The following is a 21457-nucleotide window of genomic DNA, read 5'->3' on the forward strand; positions in this document are numbered from 1 at the left end:
TTGAGCCTGGATAACTGCCGCGCCACCTTGTTTTCGGGGCCGCGCTTGGATTACTTAGCCAACCCAAACCTGCCGTTTATTCTGCTCTCGATGCGTAAAGCTCTGTTAATAAGTTTATTGGCCTGTGTAGGCGTTGTGCCGGCGATGGCACAACCCACGTTGCCGTTGCTCAACCAGGCGCCGGGCAACCTGCATTGGTATCGCTTGCGCACGGCGCATTTTCAGGTGCTGTATCCGCAAGGGTTCGAGCAGGCGGCCCAGCGCACGGCCCGCCGTCTGGAGCAGGTGTATCTGCCGGTGAGCGCCTCGCTGGAGCGGCCGCCGCGCCGCCTGTCGGTGGTGCTGCAAAACCAAACGACCAACAGCAACGGCTTCGCGACGCTCACGCCACGCCGCACGGAGTTCTACACCACGCCGCCACAAGATCCGTCGCTGGCCGGCACCCTCGATTGGCTCGATTTGCTGTCGGTGCACGAGTTTCGACATATCGTGCAGTACGAGAAGGCGTTGCAAGGCCTCTCAAAGCTGGCGTACGGCGTGGCGGGCTACGGTGGCCTGAGCCTGATGACGCTGGGCGTGCCCGACTGGTTTTTCGAAGGCGACGCCGTGGGCACCGAAACCGTGCTCACGCGCAACGGCCGCGGGCGCATCCCCAACTTCGACCTTGGCATGCGGGCCAACCTGCTGGCCGGGCGGCGCTTCAGCTACTCCAAAGCCGTGGCCGGCTCCTACCGCGACAATGTGCCCAATCATTATGTATTGGGTTATTTCTTAACGACTTACGCCAAGCGCCACACCGACCCCAACGTGTGGAGCGGCGTGCTGAACCGCTACTATAACTTCCCGGTATATCCGTTTTCGTTTTCCAACGGCCTAAAGCAAGGAACCGGCCTTACGGTCGAAAAGCTCTACCAACGCACGCTCAACGACCTCGACTCGACGTGGCACCAGCAGCAACAGCACCTGACGCTCACGCCAGCCACAGCTTTTCGGGTAGCCGCCAACCCGAAGATTTTCACCGAATACCAATATCCTCAGTATGTGAACGATAGCACAGTGCTGGCCGTCAAGACCGGCCTCGGCGATATCTCGCAGTTGGTGCTGCTGAGCCGAGACGGGCAGGAGCGACGGGCATTTGTGCAGGGCTTGGTCAATGATCCGGGTATGCTGTCGGTGGGCGGCGACAAAGTGTGCTGGCCCGAATACGGGTTGCACACGCGCTGGAGCCAGAAAATATATTCGGAGCTACGGGTGCTGGATTTGACTACGGGCCACCTGACGCGCCTGACCACCAAGAGTCGCTACACGGCCGCTGCCCTTTCTCCCGACGGCACCAAGCTCATTGCCGTGCGCAGCGACTCAGCTTACCACAACCAACTGGTGGTGCTGGATGCCCGCACCGGGCAACCGCAGCGCGTACTGCCCAACCCCGCGGGCGATTTTTATCAACAGCCCCGCTGGGGCGCCGATCAGCGGACAGTAGCCGTGGTGACTTTGAAACCAGCTGGCAAAACCATTGAGCTTGTTGACACCGAAACCGGCCAGCGGCGCGCCGTGCTGCCCGTTACCAACACCAACCTCAGCCAGCCGCAGCCATGGGGCAACTACGTGCTGTATAGTTCGCCGCAGTCGGGAATCGACAACCTGTATGCTGTGGAAATTAGCTCCGGCCGCGCATTTCAGGTGAGTTCGCGGCCCTTGGCAGCCTATCACGCCGCCGTTTCGCCCGACGGCCAACGACTTGCTTTTCAGGATTTTCGGGTGGAAGGCTCGCGCGTGGCCGAGATGCCGCTGGTACCTGCCAAGTGGCAGCCCGCCACCAACCAACCCGCCGCGCCGGTTGGCTACGCCGAGCCCTTGGTAAACCAAGACGAAGGTGCCCGCCTGGTCGGGGCCGTGTTGCCCGATTCAATTCCGGGAACGCAGCCGTTGCCCGCCGAGCGCTACCGGCGCCTGCCGCACGCACTTAATGCCTTTGGCTGGGGCCTGGTGCAAACTCCTTCTGGACAAGGAGTTACGCTGGGCGTGCGGTCGCAGGACTTACTGAGTACTACGCAGGCGGTAGCCGGGGTGAGCTACGATCAAGTGGAGCGCACCACCGGCTACTCCGCCGACGTCAGCTACCAAGGCTGGTTTCCGGTGCTGGATGCAGGCTTCAGCGGCGGGCAGCGCCGCACCAACATCCCCACCGCCGACGGCTTTATTAATGATAAATGGTCGTATAACCGCTTCACGGCCGGCGTGCGGCTGCCGTTGGCACTCACGCGCTCCAAGTACCAGCAGACGCTTTCGCTCGGAGCCTACTACAGCGGCGAGCAAGTGCGGGGCTACGATTCGCGCCTGCGCTACCGCGACCAGATCGGCAACAATTCGCTGCATGCGCTCAACTACACCCTGAGCTACTACCACGTGCTGAAGCAAAGCTACCGCGACGTGGCCCCCCGGTGGGGGCAAGTGCTGAGCGCCTCGTTTCGCAATACTCCTTTCAGCACGGGGTTGCAGGCACAGCAGTGGGCCGTCACGGGCGGGATGTACTTTCCGGGCCTGTTGAAGCACCACAGCATCCGGGTGCGCGGCGGCTACCAGCGCCAGCAGCAAAACAGCTACAATTTCAGCACGGCCACGATTTACCCGCGCGGCGAAGGGTACGTCAGTTACGATCGGCTGCGGGCCGGCAGCTTCGAGTACCGAATGCCCATTGCCGACATGCACCTGGCGCTCGGGCGGTGGCTCTACATCCAGCGCCTGAAAGGAGCGGGGTTCTTCGATCTGGCCACCGGCCAAAGCAAAGTCATTCGGCCCACCGACGGCCAGCAATTCAACGTGCAGCGCTACTCCCGCACCACCGGCCTGGATCTGTCTTTTGTGTTCAACGTGCTGCGGCTGCGCACGCCTTTCGAGGCTGGCGCCCGCACCATCTATAACGTGCGCACCGGCAGCTGGGAAGTGCAGCCGCTGGTGCTGGACATTGGCTTTTAGTCGTTTCGACCAGGCCGTAGGCGAATGCCTTGCCGTCGGTCCCTCACACCTGGTGCTCAGCCGGACACAACAACAATTACGGCATATACGCACTAAACTCCCGATTTATACTTAGACTGCCTCAGAATCAGATGCCTACATTTGAAGGATACTGACTGAGCATGGCAATTCTTTCTACCACTCCTTTTCTGCGCATTCATCTGCACGAACCAACGGCCTTGCTGGAAGTGGAGTGGCTTGACTTTGTCCAGGGAGAGCCGCTGCGCGAAGCCCTGTTGGATGCCCTGCGCCTGGCACATCTGCACCACGTTCGGGCAGGGCTGTGCGACACCAAACTCATGCGCACTATCCGCCCCACCGATCAGGACTGGATTGTGCAGCGTTTCATTCCGGAACTGGCCACGCTGCCGCTGAAACGCCTGGCGCTGGTCTGGTCGAGCGATGCGCTCAATCGCATGGGTGTCAGCCACGTCATGCAGCGGTGCAGCCACCTGCTCACCTGCGAAACCGAGGCCTTTGATAGCCGCTCGGAGGCTTTTCTGTGGGTAACCGCCGGCAGCGCCGCCCCGCAAAGCGCTGTTTTGTCAGAAATCTGATCAATATATAAGTATTTGTAGATCAATTAGTTATAAAAAAAATGCCCGACCGCAGGTTGTGCATTTTTGTTATAACTAACTACTCGAAAGACGCAAGATTAGTGCTGGCCGCTCGGCTTCGACTTAGACGTGTTTTTGGTGCCAGCGGCGTTTTTGCTCATGGTTTCCTGATTGGTCGAGCCAGTAGCCGAGGCGTGGTTGGAAGGCGTTGTGGGCGCCATCTTGATTTTGTTCGGCGAGGAATGGGAGTTGTGTCCCTGTCCGCCCTGCTGAACGGTGTGAGCCGTGTTGGTCGTGGTTTTCTTCGCCGACTCCGACTTGCTCATCTTGGTAGTCGTGTTGGGAGCGGTGGTTTGGGGCGATCCCGTGCTGCTCGATTGAGGCGACGATGTTTGGGCCGCGGCCGTTGAAAGGGCTGCGGCAAATGCGGCCACAAGGGCAAAAGCAATTTTCATAGCGAGTGGGATTGGGTGGAGAAGTGGCGAAACTTGGTTCCGCGCAAAAGCTTCTTTACTTACGGCCAAACAAGCACCGGTGTTCGGGCTAATGCAGCATAGAAGGCCGCAGGAATGTGGTTTCGCTGCAAATTTTGATGAAGATTTGTGTGTTCATAATATATTGATAATCAGATACTTGCAAATGACCATTTCTAATATGAGTCAAACCTGACTTGCGCTTGTGGCGCGTTGGGGCTGGCTGGCGTAACATTCTGACGGCGTTTTACGGTTTAAACCCCCAGGCGTACCTTCGTCCGCGTGAGGCGCTCACAACAGCGTGGCTTGTATCGAATGAAAACTGAGTTTCGGCGCCCAGACGGGTATGTGTATTTGAGCGTGGAGCGCAACCGCGAGCACAATTGGGTGCACGCGCAATGGTCGGGGCGACAGACGCTGGAAACCATCATGGCCGGTGGCATGACCTACGTCGAGATGTTGCAGCAGGAGCCTTGCCCCAAGCTGCTCAACGACCACCGCGAGCTGGTAGGGCGCTTTACCGAAGCCAACGACTGGATCGCGCAGGTCTGGACGCCGCTGATTATCGGGGCGGGGCTACGGTATTTTGCGCAAGTGCTGGCGCCCGGCATCTACGGGCAGCTCTCGATGCAGGAGCTGCACCAGCGCATCGGCGATCAGTTCGAAATCAAGCTTTTCGAAGATCTCGACTTGGCCAAGCGCTGGCTCGACGAACAACCCAACAACCTATAGGCTGCGGTTGGCGCAAAAACGGCGCGGCCCGGGCGGCGTTCATGCAGCCTACATCCAACGAGTTGTAATGTAGGGTCATACCGCTTTTCGTATGATCTGTCAGTTCGCTTCCGATGTTTTGCGCATTCACCTTCATCAGCAGGAAGGAGTATTGGAAACCGAATGGCTGGGCAGCGCCAAAGGCGAAGCCTTGCGGCATGCGCTCAGCGAAACGCTGCGGCTGGCACGGCTTTACCGCGTACACGGCTGGATCGCGAACCACCGGCAGCTCGGCCCCATTACCCCCGCCGACCAAGACTGGATTCAGGAGCAGTATATGCCCGTGTTTCGCCTGCTGCCGCTCCAACGGTTTGGGCTGGTGTATTCGGGCGATCCGTTTGGCCGGCTGTCCATCCACAACATCATGGCCCGCGCGCAAGGGCAGCTGGGGTGTGAAGTGCAGCAGTTTGCGCTCGTAGAAGAGGCGCGTCGGTGGGTGCTGGAAGCAGTCGCGGTTCGCTAACTAGTTATTAGTCAATTGATAAGGAAAGCCGTGAGCTGAGTTGTGTACCAGCGCTTTGGCCAGCGTACCAGGTTTGGCCCCGAGGTTGCCGACCACCTGCTGATCAAATTTCCAGACCAGCTTGCCGTTGTTGCAATCGTGAATGGTAAGGTTGGCTGCGATGTGGCTCGGCGGTATCCCGACGTTGGTCATCACGCTCATGGCAGCGGCGATGGGTTTGGGAAGTGATTGATAGAGTGTGACTTGTCCCGAGAAAATGGCGTCGACGCCCAGCGCCGATTGCAGCTCCTGCATGGTGTGGTCGGGGAGGTTGTCGTAGGTGATACCGGCCTGTTGCAAGCGGCGGTTGGTTTCGAGCACCTCCTGAAACGCGACCGAATAGTGGTGCCCGCGCTGGCGCTGCAACTGCTCCTGCACGGCCTGTTGCATCTGATACGAAATCAGGCGCTGGCGCAGCTCGCGGCTGGCAATTGCTGCCTGCTTGCGTTGCTCGATCTGGGCGGCTGTGAGGTCGGTGCCGGCGTACGCATCGTTGACCACCAATTCGACTTCCTCAGGCGTTGGCACAACGCCACCGATAGTCAGGTCCGCCATTTTTACGGTTTCGATGCGCACGTCAAAGGGCAGAATGGCGACGGTTTTGTGCTGGTGAAGCGCCTGTGCGTCCAAGGCCTGCGAAGTGTATAAGCTCCGGCCGCAGCCCGAAACAAGCAGCGCCAGCAGCGGCAGCAAAACAGAAAAGCGCATCACAACACCGTAGAAAATACTTCCAATTACTATCCTAATACGTTCGGCCGGAAGCCCCACGCCTCACGCGTCGCCCCTGCCGATAAGTAAAAGTAACCGAAAGCACTTCACTAGGAACTGCCACTGTGCCGATGCCAAACGTTGAGGAGCCAGTTAGGCTACGGCTCCAGCCGAAATACCAGCCGCGGGGCTGTCTGCTGATCGTCGTAGAGGCGCAGCACATTGCCCTCTATCTCGTAGCGTGTTACCTGAGGAAGCGCCGATAAGTAGTTGTTTTCTAGTGCATTGGCGGGGCAGCCAATTTTGGTAGCCGCCTGTGCGCTGATCGAGATTTGGTTGCTGCCGGCCTTCAGCGCAAAAGTGCCATTGTAGGAGTTGCAAGGTGCTAGGCCGCGCGTCGTATTGTTACTAGACACAAATTCGATGTAGGATTTGGCCGACTCGGAGTAGCTGGAGGCAAGCACCGGAAAATCACCCACCTGCTCTACCTTCCAGCGCCGGTCCAGTAAGCCCGGCGCGGTTGCCACGTCTTTATCTTTCTGGCAACACAGCAAGCCCAGTCCACAGCTTATCCACAGCGAAAGCAAAATAAGTAGCGATCTCATTCGCGATTCCTTCAGTTTGAAAGCAAGAGGCATAGGTGGCAAAAAAGGTTGCAACATCACAAAGTAGTAACAGGGTGTTTTTATATAAATATTTAATAATCAAGTGATTATATAAAAAAAGAGGCGGCCAAATACTGGCCGCCTCTTCAACTTTATCTATTAACTGAAAGCCGGAGCTTACACGCGCGAATTCTGATTGGGGTCGTCGGTGCGACGCGTGGTGCCGCCGTCGAGTTTTTCCACGTCTACTTCGGTTTTGCGGACGGTGTCGCGGATGGTTTCTTCGCGCTCCGTCACCTCTTTGCCGAGCGAAACTTCCTCCACTACGCGGGCTTCTTTGCCCACAACTGCCCGTTCGGCGCTTTCCGTAATCTCCACGTCGCCTTCTTTAAAGGCGGCAAAATCGGCATCCGTAGCGGGACGGTCAACGGGGTTGCGCTGCACGGTTACGTGCTCTTCACGAAGGCGCACGTTGGCTTCCACGGGGCGCTCCACGATGCGGCTGCGCAGGCGGGCACCGCCGGTTTGCTCCACGCGCTTGCCTACTTGCAGGTTTTCTTCAATGACCTGCGCCTTCATGCCGCCTTCGGCATTGCCAGCTTGGGCGGTGGTGTTCAGGCTGTTTCCTTGCGACTGGTACCCGTACTGCGCGGCCCGTTCGTCTACGTCCACGGCACCGGCATCGTCCATAATTTTGGCTGCTTGGTGCGCGCGCTCGGCCGAGTCAGCGTGCACCGTCACAATGGAACCTGCCCGACGGGCTACATGGGCGTAGCGCTTAGTGTCGTCGTTGTCGTCGCCGCCAAATAAGTTGCTGAAAAAGTTGCTGATGCTGTCGCCCGTACGGCCGGCGGCATCGGCTACACCTTCAGTAGCGGTGCCACTAGTATTCTGATAATCAGAAGGGTCACGGTCGGGGCGCAGGGCATTGCTGGCCGCATTGCCAGTGCGGTCGGCAGTGCGGCCCACGGCGTCGGCGGCACCCTCTACGGCCGTGCCGCTGCTGTTGCGGTAATCCGAAGCGTCGCCGCCCACTCCGCTGCCACTGCCGCTGGTGCTATTCGTACCGTAGCGATTGCCGCTCTGCGAAGCCACATCAATATTATCGAGGCTGAAACCAGCTGCTTGCAGTTGTTGTGCTGCCTGCTGCGCTTCGGCAGCCGAATCGAACATTCCTACTACTGTGTGTGCCATGGTTGTTAGATTTGGTTAAGGGGTGGGTAAAAAAAGGTAAATAATTGATAGTCAATATATTATCATGATATAGGGGTTGTTGGATTGGGGTTCGTTGCACGATTTACGGTCACTTCTTCCTTGCGCAGCGTGACTTGTTCGGTCTGCGTCGTCTGGACTTGCAGCTTGGTCACATGCAACTCTTCCACGAGCACGAGCCGCTTTTGCACCACCACTTCCTCTCGCAAAATCGGGATGACCATAGTCGTGCCTTCGTAGCGCACGGCGGGCGCCGTATCCACGTATTGGTTGATCACCACGCGCTCGACTTTCACCTCTTCGTGGACGAGCGGAATGTTAAGGGTCTGGTCCTGAGAACTTACGCTCTTGGAAATGTGCACCGTGCCCGATTCCACCACCTGCTTGCCGACGCGCGCCTGCTCCTCAATCACCGGGATGGTGCCAAGCGGGGTGAGCGGTTGGGGTTCGAGCGGCGGTTGCGGCGCAGCTGGGGCTGATTGGGGTCGGGTGGGTAGTTCATCGGGCGGGTTGTCCATCAGGACTTTATGCTTAAAACTTTACGATGGCTACCCCATTACGTTATGGTTGAGCTTGGCGCAAAAGTCGTTGCCAAAGGGTGCCAAAAGCTGGGTTAGATGTCGTTAAAAAGCCAGCATCACGGCGTGCGTTTGCAAGGTCATTGGAAGCAGGAAGAATCCAGTATCTTCCTGCGGTTTTAGGTAATCAGAAGATACTAGCTGTGTTTTTTATGTCGCGTTCGCGCTTGGTTGTTACCCTGTTAGGCAGTGTATTGATCCTGGCTTTGGTCTCCGCTTTTCGCCCCTCCGACGACGAAAGTTTTCTTCGGAAGATCGCGGCGCAATTGACAAAGTTCTACACCGGGGCCTTCCCCGAAAAGAGCTACCTGCACCTCGACAAACCGCTCTACGCCACTGGCGAAACCATCTGGTTTAAGGCCTACGTGGTCGATGCCTCGCAGCACCGCCCCGATACGCTGAGCCGCGTGGTCTACGTCGATCTGCTGTCGCCGACCCAGAAAGTGGTGATGCAGCGCGTGTTACGGCTCACCAACGGCACCGCCCACGGCGACTTTGCCCTCCCCGACACGCTGACGCAGGGCCTATATACCGTGCGCGCTTACACCAACTGGATGCGCAACCAGGGCCCCGAGTATTTCTTCACCAAGCAGATTCCGATCTGGCTGTCGGGGCTAGGGGCAACGGCCGTGCCTACCCGCCGCCTGACCAACGCCAAGTCTGTAAACCCCGGCGCGGTCGCGAAACCCGATGTGCAGTTTTTCCCGGAGGGCGGCAATCTGGTGGCCGGGCTGGAAAGCATCGTGGGCTTCAAGGCTACTGACGGCAGTGGGCACGGCCTCGACGTGGAAGGCTTCGTGGAAGACGAGCAGGGCACCAAAGTGGCCGTGTTTAGGAGCAAACGCCTGGGCATGGGCCGCTTTGCCTTCCGACCCGAAGCCGGCAAACGCTACAAAGCCAAAGCCAGTTGGCCCGGCGGAGCGGTGCAGGAATACTCACTCCCGGAAGTGCGCCCCACGGGCTTTGTGCTGAGCGCCGGCGAAGCCTTGGGATATATCAACGTTGCCATTCGGCGCAAGTCGGGAGCCGGAGTGCCGGCCGAACAGGTGGCGCTGGTGGCCCAAGTTCGGGGGCAGCTCGTCTACGCCGGGCGGGGGCAGCTCGACGACGAAGCCGGGTTTGTGGCACGGATTCCCAAAAGCAAATTCCCGGACGGCGTCGTGCATTTCACCTTGTTCGATGGGCAGCAAGCCGCGCAATGCGAACGCTTGATGTTTGTGCAAAGCGCTCAGAATATGCGTGTTACCATTACGCCGGATAAGCCCGTCTACGCAACCCGCGAGAAAGTAGACCTGAGCGTAGAAGTGGCCGATGCGCAGGGCAAGCCCGTAGCAGCGCAGCTTTCGCTGGCTGTAAACAATACCCAGTTGGTAGCCACCAACCCCGGTCAGGCCGACATCCGCACGCACCTGCTGCTCACATCCGACCTGAAAGGCTACGTTGAAGATCCGGGCTATTATTTCGCCTCCTTCAACTTTGAAACCAGTCAAGCCCTTGATAATCTGTTGCTTACCCAGGGGTGGCGCCGTTTCGTCTGGAAAGAGCTGCTGGCCGATCAGTTCCAGCCTTACGATTTTGCGCTGGAGCAAAGCCTGAGCATCGGCGGTCAGGTGCTACGGACGACTAACAAGCCTGCACCTGCTACCCAAGTAGTGCTGTTTCGTTCCAAGCCGACGGCCAGCATCTTGTTGACCGAAACCGGCCCAACGGGCCGGTTTATTTTTGGCGGCTTCGATGGCAAAGACACTGCCCGGATTGTGGTGTCGACCAAGCCGGGTAAAGGCATTCGCAACCCGGTCATCCGGCTCGACGGCCGTTGGCCGGCCGCGGCACCTTTGCTGGGAGCGCGGGCATTGGAAACAGACCTTCAGGCCATCGACTACCTCCAGCAAAGCCGCAAACAGCAAGTCGCTGACCAGCAGTATCATCCCGACCCAACCCGCCGCATCATGCTGGGCAACGTGACGGTGCAGGGCCGCAAAGTGGTACCGCCCGATGCCCGTCGCATTTACGGTACGCCCGATGCAGCAATCAGAGTGAGCCAGCTGCCCTTTGCAACAAGGAATTTCAGCGTATTTCAGATGTTACAGGGTCGGGTACCAGGCGTGGTCGTGAGTGGGTCGCCACCTTTTATGCGGGCCGAAATTCGGGGCGCGACTTCCATCATGGGCAGCAACGAACCGCTGTATCTGCTCGATGGTGTTACCGTCGATGCGGATGCCATCAATTCGCTCACCGTGGCCGAAGTGGAGAGCATTGAAGTGCTGAAAGGCCCTTCGGCTGCCATTTTCGGTAGCCGAGGCGCGGGCGGTGTCATTGCCGTCCTGACCAAGCGCGGCTCGTCGGACGACCTGCCGCGGGAATCGCAGCTGGCCCAAACCGTGACGGCCATCATTCCGAAGTACTACCAAGCCCGCGAGTTTTACGCTCCGAAGTACGATGGCTCGGCCAAATTGCCCCGCGATTCGGATTTTCGCAGCGCCACTTTGTACTGGAATCCCAACGTCGCTACCGATGCCACGGGCAAAGCACGCGTATCGTTTTACTGCTCCGATGCGGGCGGCACCTTCCGGGTTTCGGTCGAAGGAATAGCCGCCACTGGCACGCCGCTTATCGGCCACAGTGAATTTAAAGTAGTATTAAGTAATTGATAATTAAGCAATTGCAAACAGCTTGACTCTTGTTAATCAATCCGAGAACGACACAGGCCTGATTATATCCGACCAAGATGTGCGCCTAGACGGCGTGGCGCTTCGGGTGCGCAGTATCCGGCACGAACCGGAAACGCCCCGGTCGGCGCTTGTCTTTCTGCACGACTCGCTGGGCTGCATCGCGTTGTGGCGCGATTTTCCGGAACGCCTGGCCAGGGCTACCGGCTGTAATGCACTCGTCTACGACCGGCGCGGGTACGGGCAGTCGGCGCCATTTGGGGAGGCCAAGCGCACGATTCATTACCTCGAAGACGAGGCTCAGGTGTTGGCTAACGTGCTGTCGCAGTGCGGCGTCGAGCGCGCCATTCTGTTCGGCCACAGCAACGGCGGCTCCATTGCCTTGGTTGCGGCCGCCGAGTTTCCGGACCGCATCGCCGGCATTATTACGGAAGGGGGGCACGTATTTGTAGAGGAGCTTACGCTGGTCGGCATCCGGGCGGCGCAGGAGCAATACCGCACCACCGACCTCGGCGCGAAGCTGGCTAAGTATCACGGCATCAGGACCGAAGCTGTATTTCGTGCCTGGGCCGACACTTGGCTCGCGCCGGAATTCCGGGCTTGGAACATCGAACCCTACCTCCCTCAGATTCAGTGCCCGGTGCTAGTGCTGCAGGGCGAGCGCGACGAGTATGGTACTGCCGAGCAGGTAGCGGCGGTGGTGAGTCAAGTCCAAGATGCACGGCCAAGCAAGCTGCTGCCGGGCTTGGGACACACGCCGCATAAAGAAGCCGCGGAGCTGGTGCTCGAACTCGCCGCCGCTTTTGTAGCCGCTGTTCAATAGCCGCGTTTTTTGCAGGAATGTTACTTCGTTTCGGCTTCGAAAGTAAGCCGCGCCTCGGTGTGCTCGTCGTCGTAGAGGCGGAGGGTACGGCCCGTGATTTCGTAATGCGTGGTCAGCGGCAGCGTCAGCAAGAAAGTAGCCTCCAGGTTCTGGTTAGGGCAATTTATGTAAGTCGAGCCCTGTTCACTGATGGTGAGGCGCTGCGTACCCTCGGCCAACGCGTACGAGCCGCCAAACCAGTTGCAGGTGCCTTGACCGCGGGTGTGGTTGGCCGCGGCAAGCAGCGTCAGGTCGGGCATGTGCGCGCCTTTTTCGGTGAGCAGCGCCGTTTTGCCATCAACCTGGCGCAGTACCCAATGGGTATCCAGCAGGGGCAAATCGTCGGGTCCGGTGGCGTCTTCCTGGCAGCTCGCCGTAAGTATCAGAGTAGCAGCAACTAATAAAGAGGGTAGAATACCATGCATAGAGTATGGCTAAAAGGATAGAACTACACAACCAGATGATCTGTCGGGTCTTACGATAGTTGCACGATAACAGTAAAAGTTTTTAGAAAAAACTAGGCGCGGGAGCCAGTAAGTGGTTCAGGATGAGATTATTAGGAAAGTTATAAAAGGTCGCGAAGCCAAAGGCAATAGTAATAGAATAGAAAGGCCACCGGAGTATGTATATACAGTAGTGCGCCCCGTGAAGGGCTGCACTACTGTTGAAACACGTGGGAATTGTTTCGCTCCTAGGAGGGGAGCTGGTGGGGCGGGGTGCGTCTCTAAAACGCCGGTTCAAGTTTCTGAAATTCTGCTGACATTACCCAGAAATCGTTTGATTTTTTTATGCAAACGTTTCCAAAAGCAATTTTTTGCTGCTTTTCGCTGTGTTTTTATTTTCTAAGGCTCTGGCGGTAGCAGGTCGGTGCGGGAGAGTTGCCGGGGTGCTTTTGTAGTACTTACTCCCTTCAACGGCTGGCAATTGCAAAGGCAAATAGCTGGAATATACTTCTGTAATGATGTTAAATATCAGATTAACAATTAGTTGTCTGCTGAGTATGTTGGGCTGCCTGAGCCTGTCGGGGATGGCGCAACAGGCGACGCAGCCTGTGCTGGTTTTTTCCTATTTCAAAGGCAACGGCGACGGCTTGCATTTGGCCTACAGCCGCGATGGCTACAACTGGACGGCCCTGCGGCACGACAGCACGTTTCTGCGGCCAACGGTGTCAAAAGACAAGCTTATGCGTGACCCGTGCATCATCCGGGGCGCCGATGGAAAGTTTCATATGGTCTGGACGGTGAGCTGGAACGACAAAGGCATCGGTTACGCCAGCTCGCTGGACTTGGTGCACTGGTCGGAGCAGCAATTTGTGCCCGTAATGCAACGGGAGCCCAACGCCCGCAACTGCTGGGCACCCGAAATCACGTACGACGCCAAGCGCAAGGAATACCTCATTTACTGGGCGACCACCATCACGGGCCAGTTTCCGGAAAGCCAGCAGCCGGGCGATAGCGGCTACAACCACCGCATCTACTACGTCACGACCAAGGATTTTAAAAAATACAGTCCTGTGAAACTGCTTTATAACCAAGGGTTTAATGTGATTGATGCCACGATTCAGCCGGATGGCAAGCGCTATGTGATGTTTCTGAAAGACGAAACCCGCGAGCCCGCCCAAAAAAACCTGCGGGTGGCCTTCAGCGACCAGTTGCTAGGCCCGTACAGCAAGCCTTCGGCCCCGATCACCGGGAAATATTGGGCGGAAGGCCCCACGGCCACGCGCTTGGGCAACCAATGGATTGTGTACTTCGACAAATACACCGAGCACCATTACGGCGCTGTCACGTCGCCGGACTTGCAGACGTGGACCGATGTTTCGGATAAAGTGCACTTCCCCGACGGCATACGGCACGGAACCGTGTTTCCGGTGACGGAAAAGGAGTTGCAGGTATTGCTAAAGGAAGAGAAGTAAGAACCTAAGGGTTGGTGCGCTAAACTTTTTTCGGGCTAAAAAGCTTATTGCGCCAAATCCTAAGAATATGAAAGTAGAAATCTGGTCCGATATCATGTGCCCGTTTTGCTACATCGGCAAACGGCGCTTCGAGCAAGCTCTGCAACAGTTTGACCATCAAGAAGCTGTAGAAGTGCAGTGGCGAAGCTTCGAGCTAGACCCCAACATGCAGACGGTGCCCGGCCAAAGCATTCATGAGCTGTTGGCCGCTCGTAAAGGCGTGTCGGTGGCGCAAGGCAAGCAAATGAACGATCACATGGCTGGTATTGCGAAGGAAGTGGGCCTCGACTACGACTTCGACCGCGTCATCCCGACCAATACCTTTTTGGCACACCGCTTCATTCATTTGGCGGGTGAGCATAACCTCCAAGACGCAGCCAAAGAGCGCGTGCTGGCGGCTTATTTCACGGAAGGCCGGAATGTTGGCGACCTCGACACGCTGGCTAAGCTCGGCGCCGAACTCGGCCTGGATGCTGCGCAAGTGCATGCCACGCTCGAAACCGACGCCTACACTAACCAAGTCCGGCTCGACGAGTACTTGGCCCAGCAAGTAGGCGTGCGCGGGGTGCCGTTCTTCGTCTTCGACGAAAAATATGCCGTGTCCGGCGCGCAGCCCAGCGAGCTGTTTCTGGAAGTACTGGAAAAGGTATGGAGCGAAACTCAACCTGTTGCACAAGACATGGAAGGAGCTTCCTGCGAAGTCGACGGCGACTGCTAAACGCAGTTGAAATTAGCCTAACTACAAAAAGGCCTTTCTCCTGTGGGAGAAAGGCCTTTTTGTATAGTGCTGATAATCAGATGCTTGTGATTTTTATCTGGCTGAGGCTATAGTACGCCAAGCGCTTGCAATTCCGCACGCAACTGCTCCGGCGACTCGAAGTGAATGGTTTGCAAGCCCAAGGCTTGCGCGGCGTGGATGTTGCGCAGGTTGTCGTCGATAAACAGGGCTTGTTGCGGCGCCACGTTGTAGCGGGTGAGCAGCAGGTGGTAAAACTCGGGAAACGGCTTGCGCGATTTCTCTGTGCCCGATACCACAATGCCCTCGAACCAATGCAGAAACTCAAACTGCTCCAGCGCCACCGGAAACGTCTCCGCCGACCAGTTGGTGAGCGCGTACAGATGGTAGCGCTGGCTGCTTTTGAGCTCCGTCAGGATATCGACGGTGCCCTGGATAGCGCCGCCGAGCATTTCCGACCACCGGCCGTAAAAGTGCTCGATTAGCTCTTTGTGCTGCGGATGCTGGGCCACGAGCAACGCCGTACCCTCGGCCAGCGAGCGGCCGGCATCTTGCTCTTCGTTCCAGTCGGGCGAGGCGACATCGGTGAGAAACGCAGTCATTTCCTGCTCGTCCGGAATGAGTTTCTGGTACAGGTAGCGCGGGTTCCAGTCGATGAGCACGCCACCCAGATCGAAGATGATGGCTGTGATGGGAGATGACAACATATTGTTAGCGAATGACTTGTGTGATCTGTTTGCCCGGCGTCCACTTGTTGTTTTTCTCGTCGGCATCCATGAAGATACCGCCGGTCAGCTCCACTGACTGAATGGTTTTCTTGGTCGGCACTACGACGGTGGCGTGGCGTTGGTCGGCGCGCCAGATGGCCGGCGACTGGTGCAGCACCTCGTTGCTGCCGTCGGCGTACGTCACTTTCACATCGAAAGGCACTGCAAAGCCCCCGATGTTATTGATGGTAATGCCCTGGCCTTTTTTGGCCTTGCCGACTTTTTCCACGGCCAGATCGATGTAGTTGTTGGTGAAGAACCAATTGTTGAAAAACCAGTTCAGATCTTGGCCCGACGCGCTGGTAAACGAATTGAAAAAGTCCCACGGAATGGGGTGCTTGCCGTGCCAGCGGTCCATGTATTCGTGCAAGCTTTTCTTGAATAGCTCGTCGCCTAGCATGTCCTTAAGGGCCAAGTAGCTCAGCGATGGCTTGCCGTAGGCGTTGTTGCCGTAGCCCCGGCGCAGCTCGCTGGCCGGCGTGATGATGGGCAAATCCTGGCTCGAAGAAGGGTCATGGATCCAGCCGTTTACCCGAAACTGCTTGTAGAATTTGTCGGCTGCCTCCACCGATTTTTCGGTGCGCCCGATCAGCAATTCCCAAGTCGTGGCCCAGCCTTCGTCCATAAAGGCGTAACGGCTCTCGTTGATGCCCATATAGAATGGAAACCAGGTGTGTGCAATCTCATGATCCTCAACTAGTTGCGCAAATCCCAAATCGCTCTGCGGACTGTCGTTGACCATCATCGGGTATTCCATGTCGGCAAAGCCCTGAAACACGGTCATTTTCTCGAAGGGGTAGGGCACGCCGGGCCAGTTGCGCGAAAACCAGCCGAGCGAGTATTGCGCGTTTTTCACCGCCTGCCGAAAATCGACGGTAGAGTCGGCGTAGGCAGCCTGCACGCTGGCGCGGCGCTTGGTGGCATCATCGACGACTACGCTGGCGGCGTCCCACACGTAATGATCGCTGAGGCCGACGGTCATGTCGGAGATGTTGTTGGCCCGCCATTTCCAGATGTTGACTTTCTGCTGGGCCGTGACGCGGTGCTTGGCCAAGTCGTCGGCGGTGGCAATGTGCATCACGGCATCGCTGGTCATGGACTGCGCCAGCCGCTGCGCGAAAGGCGCCTGCAACACTTCCTGCGGATTCAGCAGCGTGCCCGTCGACCACACCACGTAGTTGGCCGGCACTTTTACCTGGAGCGTGTAGTTGTTGAAGTCGTTGTAAAACTCCTGCGCATCCGTGAAATCGAGGCGGTCCCAGCCGTTGTAGTCATCGTATACCGAGACTCTGGGGTAGAAATACGCCAGGAAGAACGTGGTCTTGTCGATCATGCCCTCGCGGCCGCTTTCAACGGAAAGCGGAAAGTGCCAGGCTACCGACATCCGCACCGAGTCGTGCGGCATCAGGGGCTTGGGCAGCGAAATCGTCTTCCAGGTGGCCTGCCCGGTATTGTTGGGGAAAGGCAGCGTTTTGCCCGCCACGGTAAACGTATCGACTTGCAGGCCGGAAGTCAGGTATTGCTCCGAGGCGTCGCCGTTGCGCGTTACACCGGGCTTGTGAATATTCTGTATGACCCTGATTACAATGCGTTTGAGCGTATCCGGGCTGTTGTTGAAGTACGTAATTTGCTCGCTGCCTTTGATGTTGCGGTCGGGCGGCAGCGCCTGTACTTTGATGCTGTAGCGAGCCGTGTTTTGCCAGTACTTTTTGCCGGGCCGACCGTCCGGCGACCGGGTTTCTTTTTTGAATGCCTGCTGAATATCCCGCGGCATGTACAGCGATTGGGCCTGTGCACTCAGGCAAGCAGCCGACAGCAAAAGCGCTGCCGATAACGAACGAATCATATAAACGGGGTTAGAAACAAACTTGTGTGTTAGGCAAAGGCAGCAATAACCGGCGGACGTTGCATTGGCGGCCAAAGGAAGCAGTTGGCTGCCATTTTGTGCCCTCACCAACTGCCGGTCTTGCGCTCAACCTTCGTCCGCAGGCTTTCGGAACGGATGACCGCCTGTAGCCAACTGCTTCAGTATCTGCATGCTACGTTCAAGCCGGGTTTCGGTGCGCTTGGCTCCGCCAACGTGCTGGGCGATAGCGCGTTTCATACTAGGCCGAAGTTTCTGAAAGCCGGCGTCGGCTTCCGGCCACGCGTCCAGCCCTTCCGCCAGCTCCTCGGGCAACTCAATATGGTCGGGATCAGGGTCGGGGGCCAGCGTAAGGGTGATTTCTTGGCCCATCTCTACGCCCGAGGCTTGACGTAACTCTTTGCTAATCATGAGGTAGCGCTCGCCAGTGCGCATGGGTTGCAGGCCTAGCCGAAACGGATGGCCGTTGAGTGTGCCCATTACCCGCCGCACCGATTTGCCACCCAGCGCTTCCACAATTTCCAGCGGCACGATGGCAATGGTCATGGGCATGAAGCTCGGCCCGCCCGGCTCGAGGCGGGCACGAAAGGTAAGCGTGCCTTCCATGTGCTAAAGCGTTGAGGGTTTGAGGTTTACTGCTTTGCTTTTGCCGTGCTCCACGGCCCGCATCACCCGGAAGAGGTTGCCACCCCAGATCTTTTCAATGTCTTTGCGCGAATAGCCCCGGCGCACCAGTTCGCGGGTAAGATTAGGAAACTCGCCCACGTCGCGCAGGTCGGCCAATTCGGTGCCGCCGTCGAAGTCGGAGCCAATGCCCACGTGGTCGATGCCGGCAATTTTTACGGCGTGATCTATTTGATTGACAGCATCTTGCACGGTAGCCAGCGGCACCGGAAACTGCTCCCTAATTGTGTTGAACTCCGCTAGTGCTTGCTGCTGGCTGGCTTCGGGCAGGCCATAAATGTTTAGGAAGCTTTTGATGTTCCATTTCGCAAAAAACGACTGCTCGGCGGCCTGCCGCTCGGGACTTTTGCTCTCCGTCTTGACGTAAGGACTAAACAGGTTCATCTGGATGACGCCGCCGTTTTTGGCCAAGGCCCGCAACATGTCGTCGCTGAGGTTGCGGGGCACGTTGCTGAGGGCTTTGCAAGCCGAATGGGAGGCAATAACCGGCACCTTCGAACGGCGCACCACATCGTAAAACGTGGAATCGGAGGTGTGCGAAATATCGACCATCATGCCCAGGCGGTTCATTTCATCGACCACCTGCTCGCCAAACGGACTCAGGCCTTGGTATTCCGGTCCGTTGGGATCAGTGGAGGAGTCGCAGATTTCATTGTTGGACGAATGGCACAGCGTCATGTAGCGCGCCCCCAAGTCGTAATAGGTTTTCAGCAGCGACAAGTCCTTACCCACCGGATAGCCGTTCTCGATGCCGATGAAGATGGCGTGCTTGCCGGTTTTGCCGATGCGCAACGCCTCGTCGGGCGTGGTAGCGAGCGCCAACTGCTCAGGGTGCTTTCTGACGGCAGACCGGATGCTCTCAAAAATGGCCAGCGCTTTCTGTTTCGCGGCCTCGTGGCCAGCAGCCGTGCGCGGGCCCTGGCCCATGTACACGGCCCAGAAAGCCGCGTCGAGGCCGCCGCGCTGCATTTTGGGCAAATCTACCTGCGCCACCTTGGGGTCGTGGTCGATGGTAAGGTCGAAGCTGGGGTTGACTAAGTTTTCCGGGGTGTCTTCGTGGGTATCCACCGTAAAGGCGCGCTCGTGAATTTTCCGGGCCTTGGCCTCCAATGCGGGGTCGGAGGTCTGGGCAGTGGTGGTAAATGCCAACATAGACAGCAAGCCAAGCGCGGCAATTTGTTTCATCGGGAACAAAAGCTAGGTAAGGCGCTTAAGGTAGCGAACGCCGCGCTCGCGACGGAAGCCCGCGGGCCGTATTCTTGAGAAAATGCCTTACTTTGAAATAGGCTTGTTTCATAAACATCTTATAATCAAATAGATAGTACATGGCTGATCCTGCTGATCTCTTTGCCTACGTTCGGGGCGAAATTGTGCCGCTCGACCGCGCCTTTCTGCATGTGAGCGATTTGGCCATCCAGCGCGGCTACGGCGTGTTCGATTTCTTTAAAGTGGTGGATGGGCAGCCGTTGTTTTTGGAGCAGCACCTCGATCGCTTCGAGGCGTCGGCGCAGCAGATGGAGTTAGCGGTGCCCCTTTCGCGGGCGGCCCTCGAAAGCGCCATTCGGGAGTTGATTACGCGGCACGATTTACCGGTTTCGGGCGTGAAAGTGCTGCTTACGGGCGGCTACTCAACCGACGGCTACACGCCCGCCGAGGCCAATTTGGTCATGCTCCAACAGCCTTTTGCCTTCCCGACGCCGGCTCAAGTAGCGCAAGGAATCAGCATCATTTCCCACGACTACGTGCGGGAAATGCCCCCGGTCAAAACCATCAACTACACCATGGGCATCCGGCTGATCAAAGAACTAAAAGCCCACGGTGCCGACGACGTGCTCTACCACAAAAACGGCTTGGTAACGGAGTTTCCGCGCTCCAATTTTTTCATCGTCAAGCACGACAACACCGTAGTGACGCCCGCGCAGGATGTGCTGTGGGGCATTACGCGCCAAAACCTGCTGGGCCTGTCGGGTACGCCGTATCGCATAATGGAAGCGCCTGTAAATCTGCAAGATGTGCGCGAGGCCAAAGAAGCCTTCCTGACCAGCACCACCAAGCGCGTGCTGCCCGTCGTGCAGCTCGACGGTGCCCCCATCGGGTCGGGCAAGCCCGGTGCCGTTACGCTGGCGTTGCTGGACGCGCTGGTGGAGCTGGAAGAACGGCAGCTCAAAACCCTGCTGGAGAAACAATAAAACGGCAAAACTCACCCGAAAATCACCCGAAAAGCCGACCTTTAACGCCAAAGCACAACAGGGAAGTACGCTCAGCCGACCACGGCATTGGAGCGTCGGCGGACGGGAAGGTGATTTTGTAAAGATTTGATAAGTAAGTAGATATGGCTCAAAGAATTTCTTCCTTCGTTGAAGTAGACACGACCGAGCCGCACCGCATTCGCACGCGGCAAATCGTGAAGGCGCATCCGGAGGTAAAGCAGCTGATGACGCGCAACCCCACCACCTTCCTGATTGGGGTGGCCTGCGTAAGCGCACAGGTGCTGCTGGCGTACTTGCTGCGCAACCAAGCCTGGTACTGGACGCTGCCGGTGGCGTATCTGGTGGGCGCCTTCTTCTCGCACACGCTCTTTGTGGTGATTCACGAAGCGGCTCATAATCTGGTGTTTAAGAAGCTGTGGCAAAACGTGGCGGTGGGCATTATTGCCAACTTTCCTTCGGTAGTGCCCACGGCGATTTCTTTTAAAAACTTCCACATCAAGCACCATGTGTTTCAGGGCGTGCACGAACTCGACGCCGACCTGCCCGACTGGTACGAGGCCCGATTGATTCGCAACTACTCCTTGGGCAAAGCGATCTGGCTGTTTTTCTTCCCCCTGTTTCAGGTAATCCGCACGGTGCGGTGCCGCGAGGTGGCCGCCGTCGACCGCTACGTGGTGGCCAACTTTGTGGCGCAAGTAGCTTTTGATGTGGCCATTGTGTATTTCTTCGGCTGGACGGCCATGCTGTATCTGTTCCTGAGCTTCTGGTTTTCGGTGGGCCTGCACCCGCTGGGTGCCCGCTGGATTCAGGAGCACTACCTCACCCTCGACCCCCGGCAGGAAACCTACAGCTACTATGGCCCGCTCAACGGCATCAACCTCAACGTAGGCTTTCACAACGAGCACCACGACATGCCCTCCATTCCGTGGAACAACCTGCCTAAGCTCAAGGCGGTAGCGCCTGAGTTCTACGAGCCGCTCCTGCACCACACGTCTTACACCAAGCTGTTTTTCCGTTTCCTTTTCGACCAAGAAATCAGCCTGTTTTCGCGTATTACCCGCAAAGCCCGCGGTCGCGCCACCCTTCAGGACAACTCCACCCCGGATTTGCAGCTGGTGAAGTAAGCCCCACGCGTAGCACGAGCATTGCAAAGGCGCTGTTTCGCAAGAAGCAGCGCCTTTGTATTTATTTGACTATCAAATAGTTATGTAGAAAGGATAATGCTGCTACGCACATCCTGTTTTGGCAGTGTCGGCTAATCCGCATTCCGGCTTATCTTACCTGATC

At 57.5% G+C, this 21457-nt stretch carries 20 protein-coding genes; 10 read left to right on the plus strand and 10 right to left on the minus strand.

Features of this window, described 5'->3' with window-relative positions; all coding sequences use genetic code 11:
- On the plus strand, positions 1-2979 hold the full coding sequence (locus FHG12_RS10760) for a TolB family protein (protein WP_317129664.1): 2979 nt from the start codon (positions 1-3) through the stop codon (positions 2977-2979).
- Between the two features lie 161 nt (positions 2980-3140).
- Complete coding sequence (locus FHG12_RS10765) at positions 3141-3575, plus strand: hypothetical protein (protein WP_139515735.1); 435 nt, start codon at positions 3141-3143, stop codon at positions 3573-3575.
- 98 nt (positions 3576-3673) lie between these two features.
- On the opposite strand, the gene FHG12_RS10770 is transcribed toward FHG12_RS10765, so the two are convergent.
- Complete coding sequence (locus FHG12_RS10770; RefSeq protein WP_139515736.1) at positions 3674-4030, minus strand: hypothetical protein; 357 nt, start codon at positions 4028-4030, stop codon at positions 3674-3676.
- Between the two features lie 333 nt (positions 4031-4363).
- Here FHG12_RS10770 and FHG12_RS10775 point away from each other — a divergent pair, with 333 nt between their 5' ends.
- Both FHG12_RS10775 and FHG12_RS10780 read left to right on the plus strand, forming a co-directional pair.
- Positions 4364-4780 (plus strand): hypothetical protein, encoded by a 417-nt coding sequence (locus FHG12_RS10775; protein ID WP_139515737.1) that lies wholly within the window; start codon positions 4364-4366, stop codon positions 4778-4780.
- 91 nt (positions 4781-4871) lie between these two features.
- On the plus strand, positions 4872-5282 hold the full coding sequence (locus FHG12_RS10780; protein WP_139515738.1) for a hypothetical protein: 411 nt from the start codon (positions 4872-4874) through the stop codon (positions 5280-5282).
- On the opposite strand, the gene FHG12_RS10785 is transcribed toward FHG12_RS10780, so the two are convergent.
- The 4 genes from FHG12_RS10785 to FHG12_RS10800 form a co-directional block, all read right to left on the minus strand.
- On the minus strand, positions 5283-6029 hold the full coding sequence (locus FHG12_RS10785; RefSeq protein WP_139515739.1) for a hypothetical protein: 747 nt from the start codon (positions 6027-6029) through the stop codon (positions 5283-5285).
- A 158-nt stretch (positions 6030-6187) separates the two neighbouring features.
- Positions 6188-6634, minus strand: coding sequence for an META domain-containing protein (locus FHG12_RS10790; RefSeq protein WP_165699373.1), 447 nt, complete (start codon positions 6632-6634; stop codon positions 6188-6190).
- Positions 6635-6811: 177 nt separating this feature from the next.
- The gene (locus tag FHG12_RS10795) at positions 6812-7828 is read right to left on the minus strand and encodes a YsnF/AvaK domain-containing protein (protein WP_139515741.1); all 1017 of its coding nucleotides are present in this window, start codon (positions 7826-7828) and stop codon (positions 6812-6814) included.
- A 62-nt stretch (positions 7829-7890) separates the two neighbouring features.
- Entirely contained in the window at positions 7891-8364 is a 474-nt protein-coding gene (locus tag FHG12_RS10800) for a YsnF/AvaK domain-containing protein (protein ID WP_139515742.1), read from the minus strand.
- Between the two features lie 212 nt (positions 8365-8576).
- Between FHG12_RS10800 and FHG12_RS10805 the strand changes: the two genes are divergently transcribed.
- Together FHG12_RS10805 and FHG12_RS10810 are read left to right on the plus strand one after the other, a co-directional pair.
- Entirely contained in the window at positions 8577-11075 is a 2499-nt protein-coding gene (locus FHG12_RS10805) for a TonB-dependent receptor plug domain-containing protein (protein ID WP_139515743.1), read from the plus strand.
- 22 nt (positions 11076-11097) lie between these two features.
- On the plus strand, positions 11098-11916 hold the full coding sequence (locus FHG12_RS10810) for an alpha/beta fold hydrolase (protein WP_230471086.1): 819 nt from the start codon (positions 11098-11100) through the stop codon (positions 11914-11916).
- A 20-nt stretch (positions 11917-11936) separates the two neighbouring features.
- Here the strand turns inward: FHG12_RS10810 and FHG12_RS10815 are convergent, their stop codons facing one another.
- Positions 11937-12380, minus strand: a complete 444-nt coding sequence (locus FHG12_RS10815; RefSeq protein WP_139515744.1) for an META domain-containing protein — start codon at positions 12378-12380, stop codon at positions 11937-11939.
- A 575-nt stretch (positions 12381-12955) separates the two neighbouring features.
- On the opposite strand from FHG12_RS10815, the gene FHG12_RS10820 reads away from it, so the two are divergent.
- Complete coding sequence (locus tag FHG12_RS10820; protein WP_230471087.1) at positions 12956-13870, plus strand: glycoside hydrolase family 43 protein; 915 nt, start codon at positions 12956-12958, stop codon at positions 13868-13870.
- A gap of 67 nt (positions 13871-13937) precedes the next feature.
- Positions 13938-14627: a DsbA family oxidoreductase gene (locus FHG12_RS10825; protein ID WP_139515745.1), complete on the plus strand. Its 690-nt coding sequence runs from the start codon at positions 13938-13940 to the stop codon at positions 14625-14627.
- A gap of 107 nt (positions 14628-14734) precedes the next feature.
- Here the strand turns inward: FHG12_RS10825 and FHG12_RS10830 are convergent, their stop codons facing one another.
- The 4 genes from FHG12_RS10830 to FHG12_RS10845 all read right to left on the minus strand — a co-directional run bounded on the left by FHG12_RS10830 (position 14735) and on the right by FHG12_RS10845 (position 19145).
- The gene (locus FHG12_RS10830) at positions 14735-15352 is read right to left on the minus strand and encodes an HAD family hydrolase (RefSeq protein WP_139515746.1); all 618 of its coding nucleotides are present in this window, start codon (positions 15350-15352) and stop codon (positions 14735-14737) included.
- Between the two features lie 4 nt (positions 15353-15356).
- On the minus strand, positions 15357-17258 hold the full coding sequence (locus FHG12_RS10835; protein WP_139515747.1) for a M1 family metallopeptidase: 1902 nt from the start codon (positions 17256-17258) through the stop codon (positions 15357-15359).
- Positions 17259-17384: 126 nt separating this feature from the next.
- Positions 17385-17882 (minus strand): YdeI/OmpD-associated family protein, encoded by a 498-nt coding sequence (locus FHG12_RS10840; protein ID WP_139515748.1) that lies wholly within the window; start codon positions 17880-17882, stop codon positions 17385-17387.
- A 3-nt stretch (positions 17883-17885) separates the two neighbouring features.
- Positions 17886-19145: a dipeptidase gene (locus FHG12_RS10845; RefSeq protein ID WP_139515749.1), complete on the minus strand. Its 1260-nt coding sequence runs from the start codon at positions 19143-19145 to the stop codon at positions 17886-17888.
- A 140-nt stretch (positions 19146-19285) separates the two neighbouring features.
- Between FHG12_RS10845 and FHG12_RS10850 the strand changes: the two genes are divergently transcribed.
- Together FHG12_RS10850 and FHG12_RS10855 are read left to right on the plus strand one after the other, a co-directional pair.
- Positions 19286-20149, plus strand: coding sequence for an aminotransferase class IV (locus FHG12_RS10850; protein ID WP_139515750.1), 864 nt, complete (start codon positions 19286-19288; stop codon positions 20147-20149).
- Between the two features lie 143 nt (positions 20150-20292).
- The gene (locus FHG12_RS10855) at positions 20293-21294 is read left to right on the plus strand and encodes a fatty acid desaturase (RefSeq protein WP_139515751.1); all 1002 of its coding nucleotides are present in this window, start codon (positions 20293-20295) and stop codon (positions 21292-21294) included.
- The last annotated feature ends 163 nt before the right edge of the window (positions 21295-21457 follow it).

This window comes from Hymenobacter jejuensis (genome assembly GCF_006337165.1).
Lineage (GTDB): Bacteria > Bacteroidota > Bacteroidia > Cytophagales > Hymenobacteraceae > Hymenobacter > Hymenobacter jejuensis.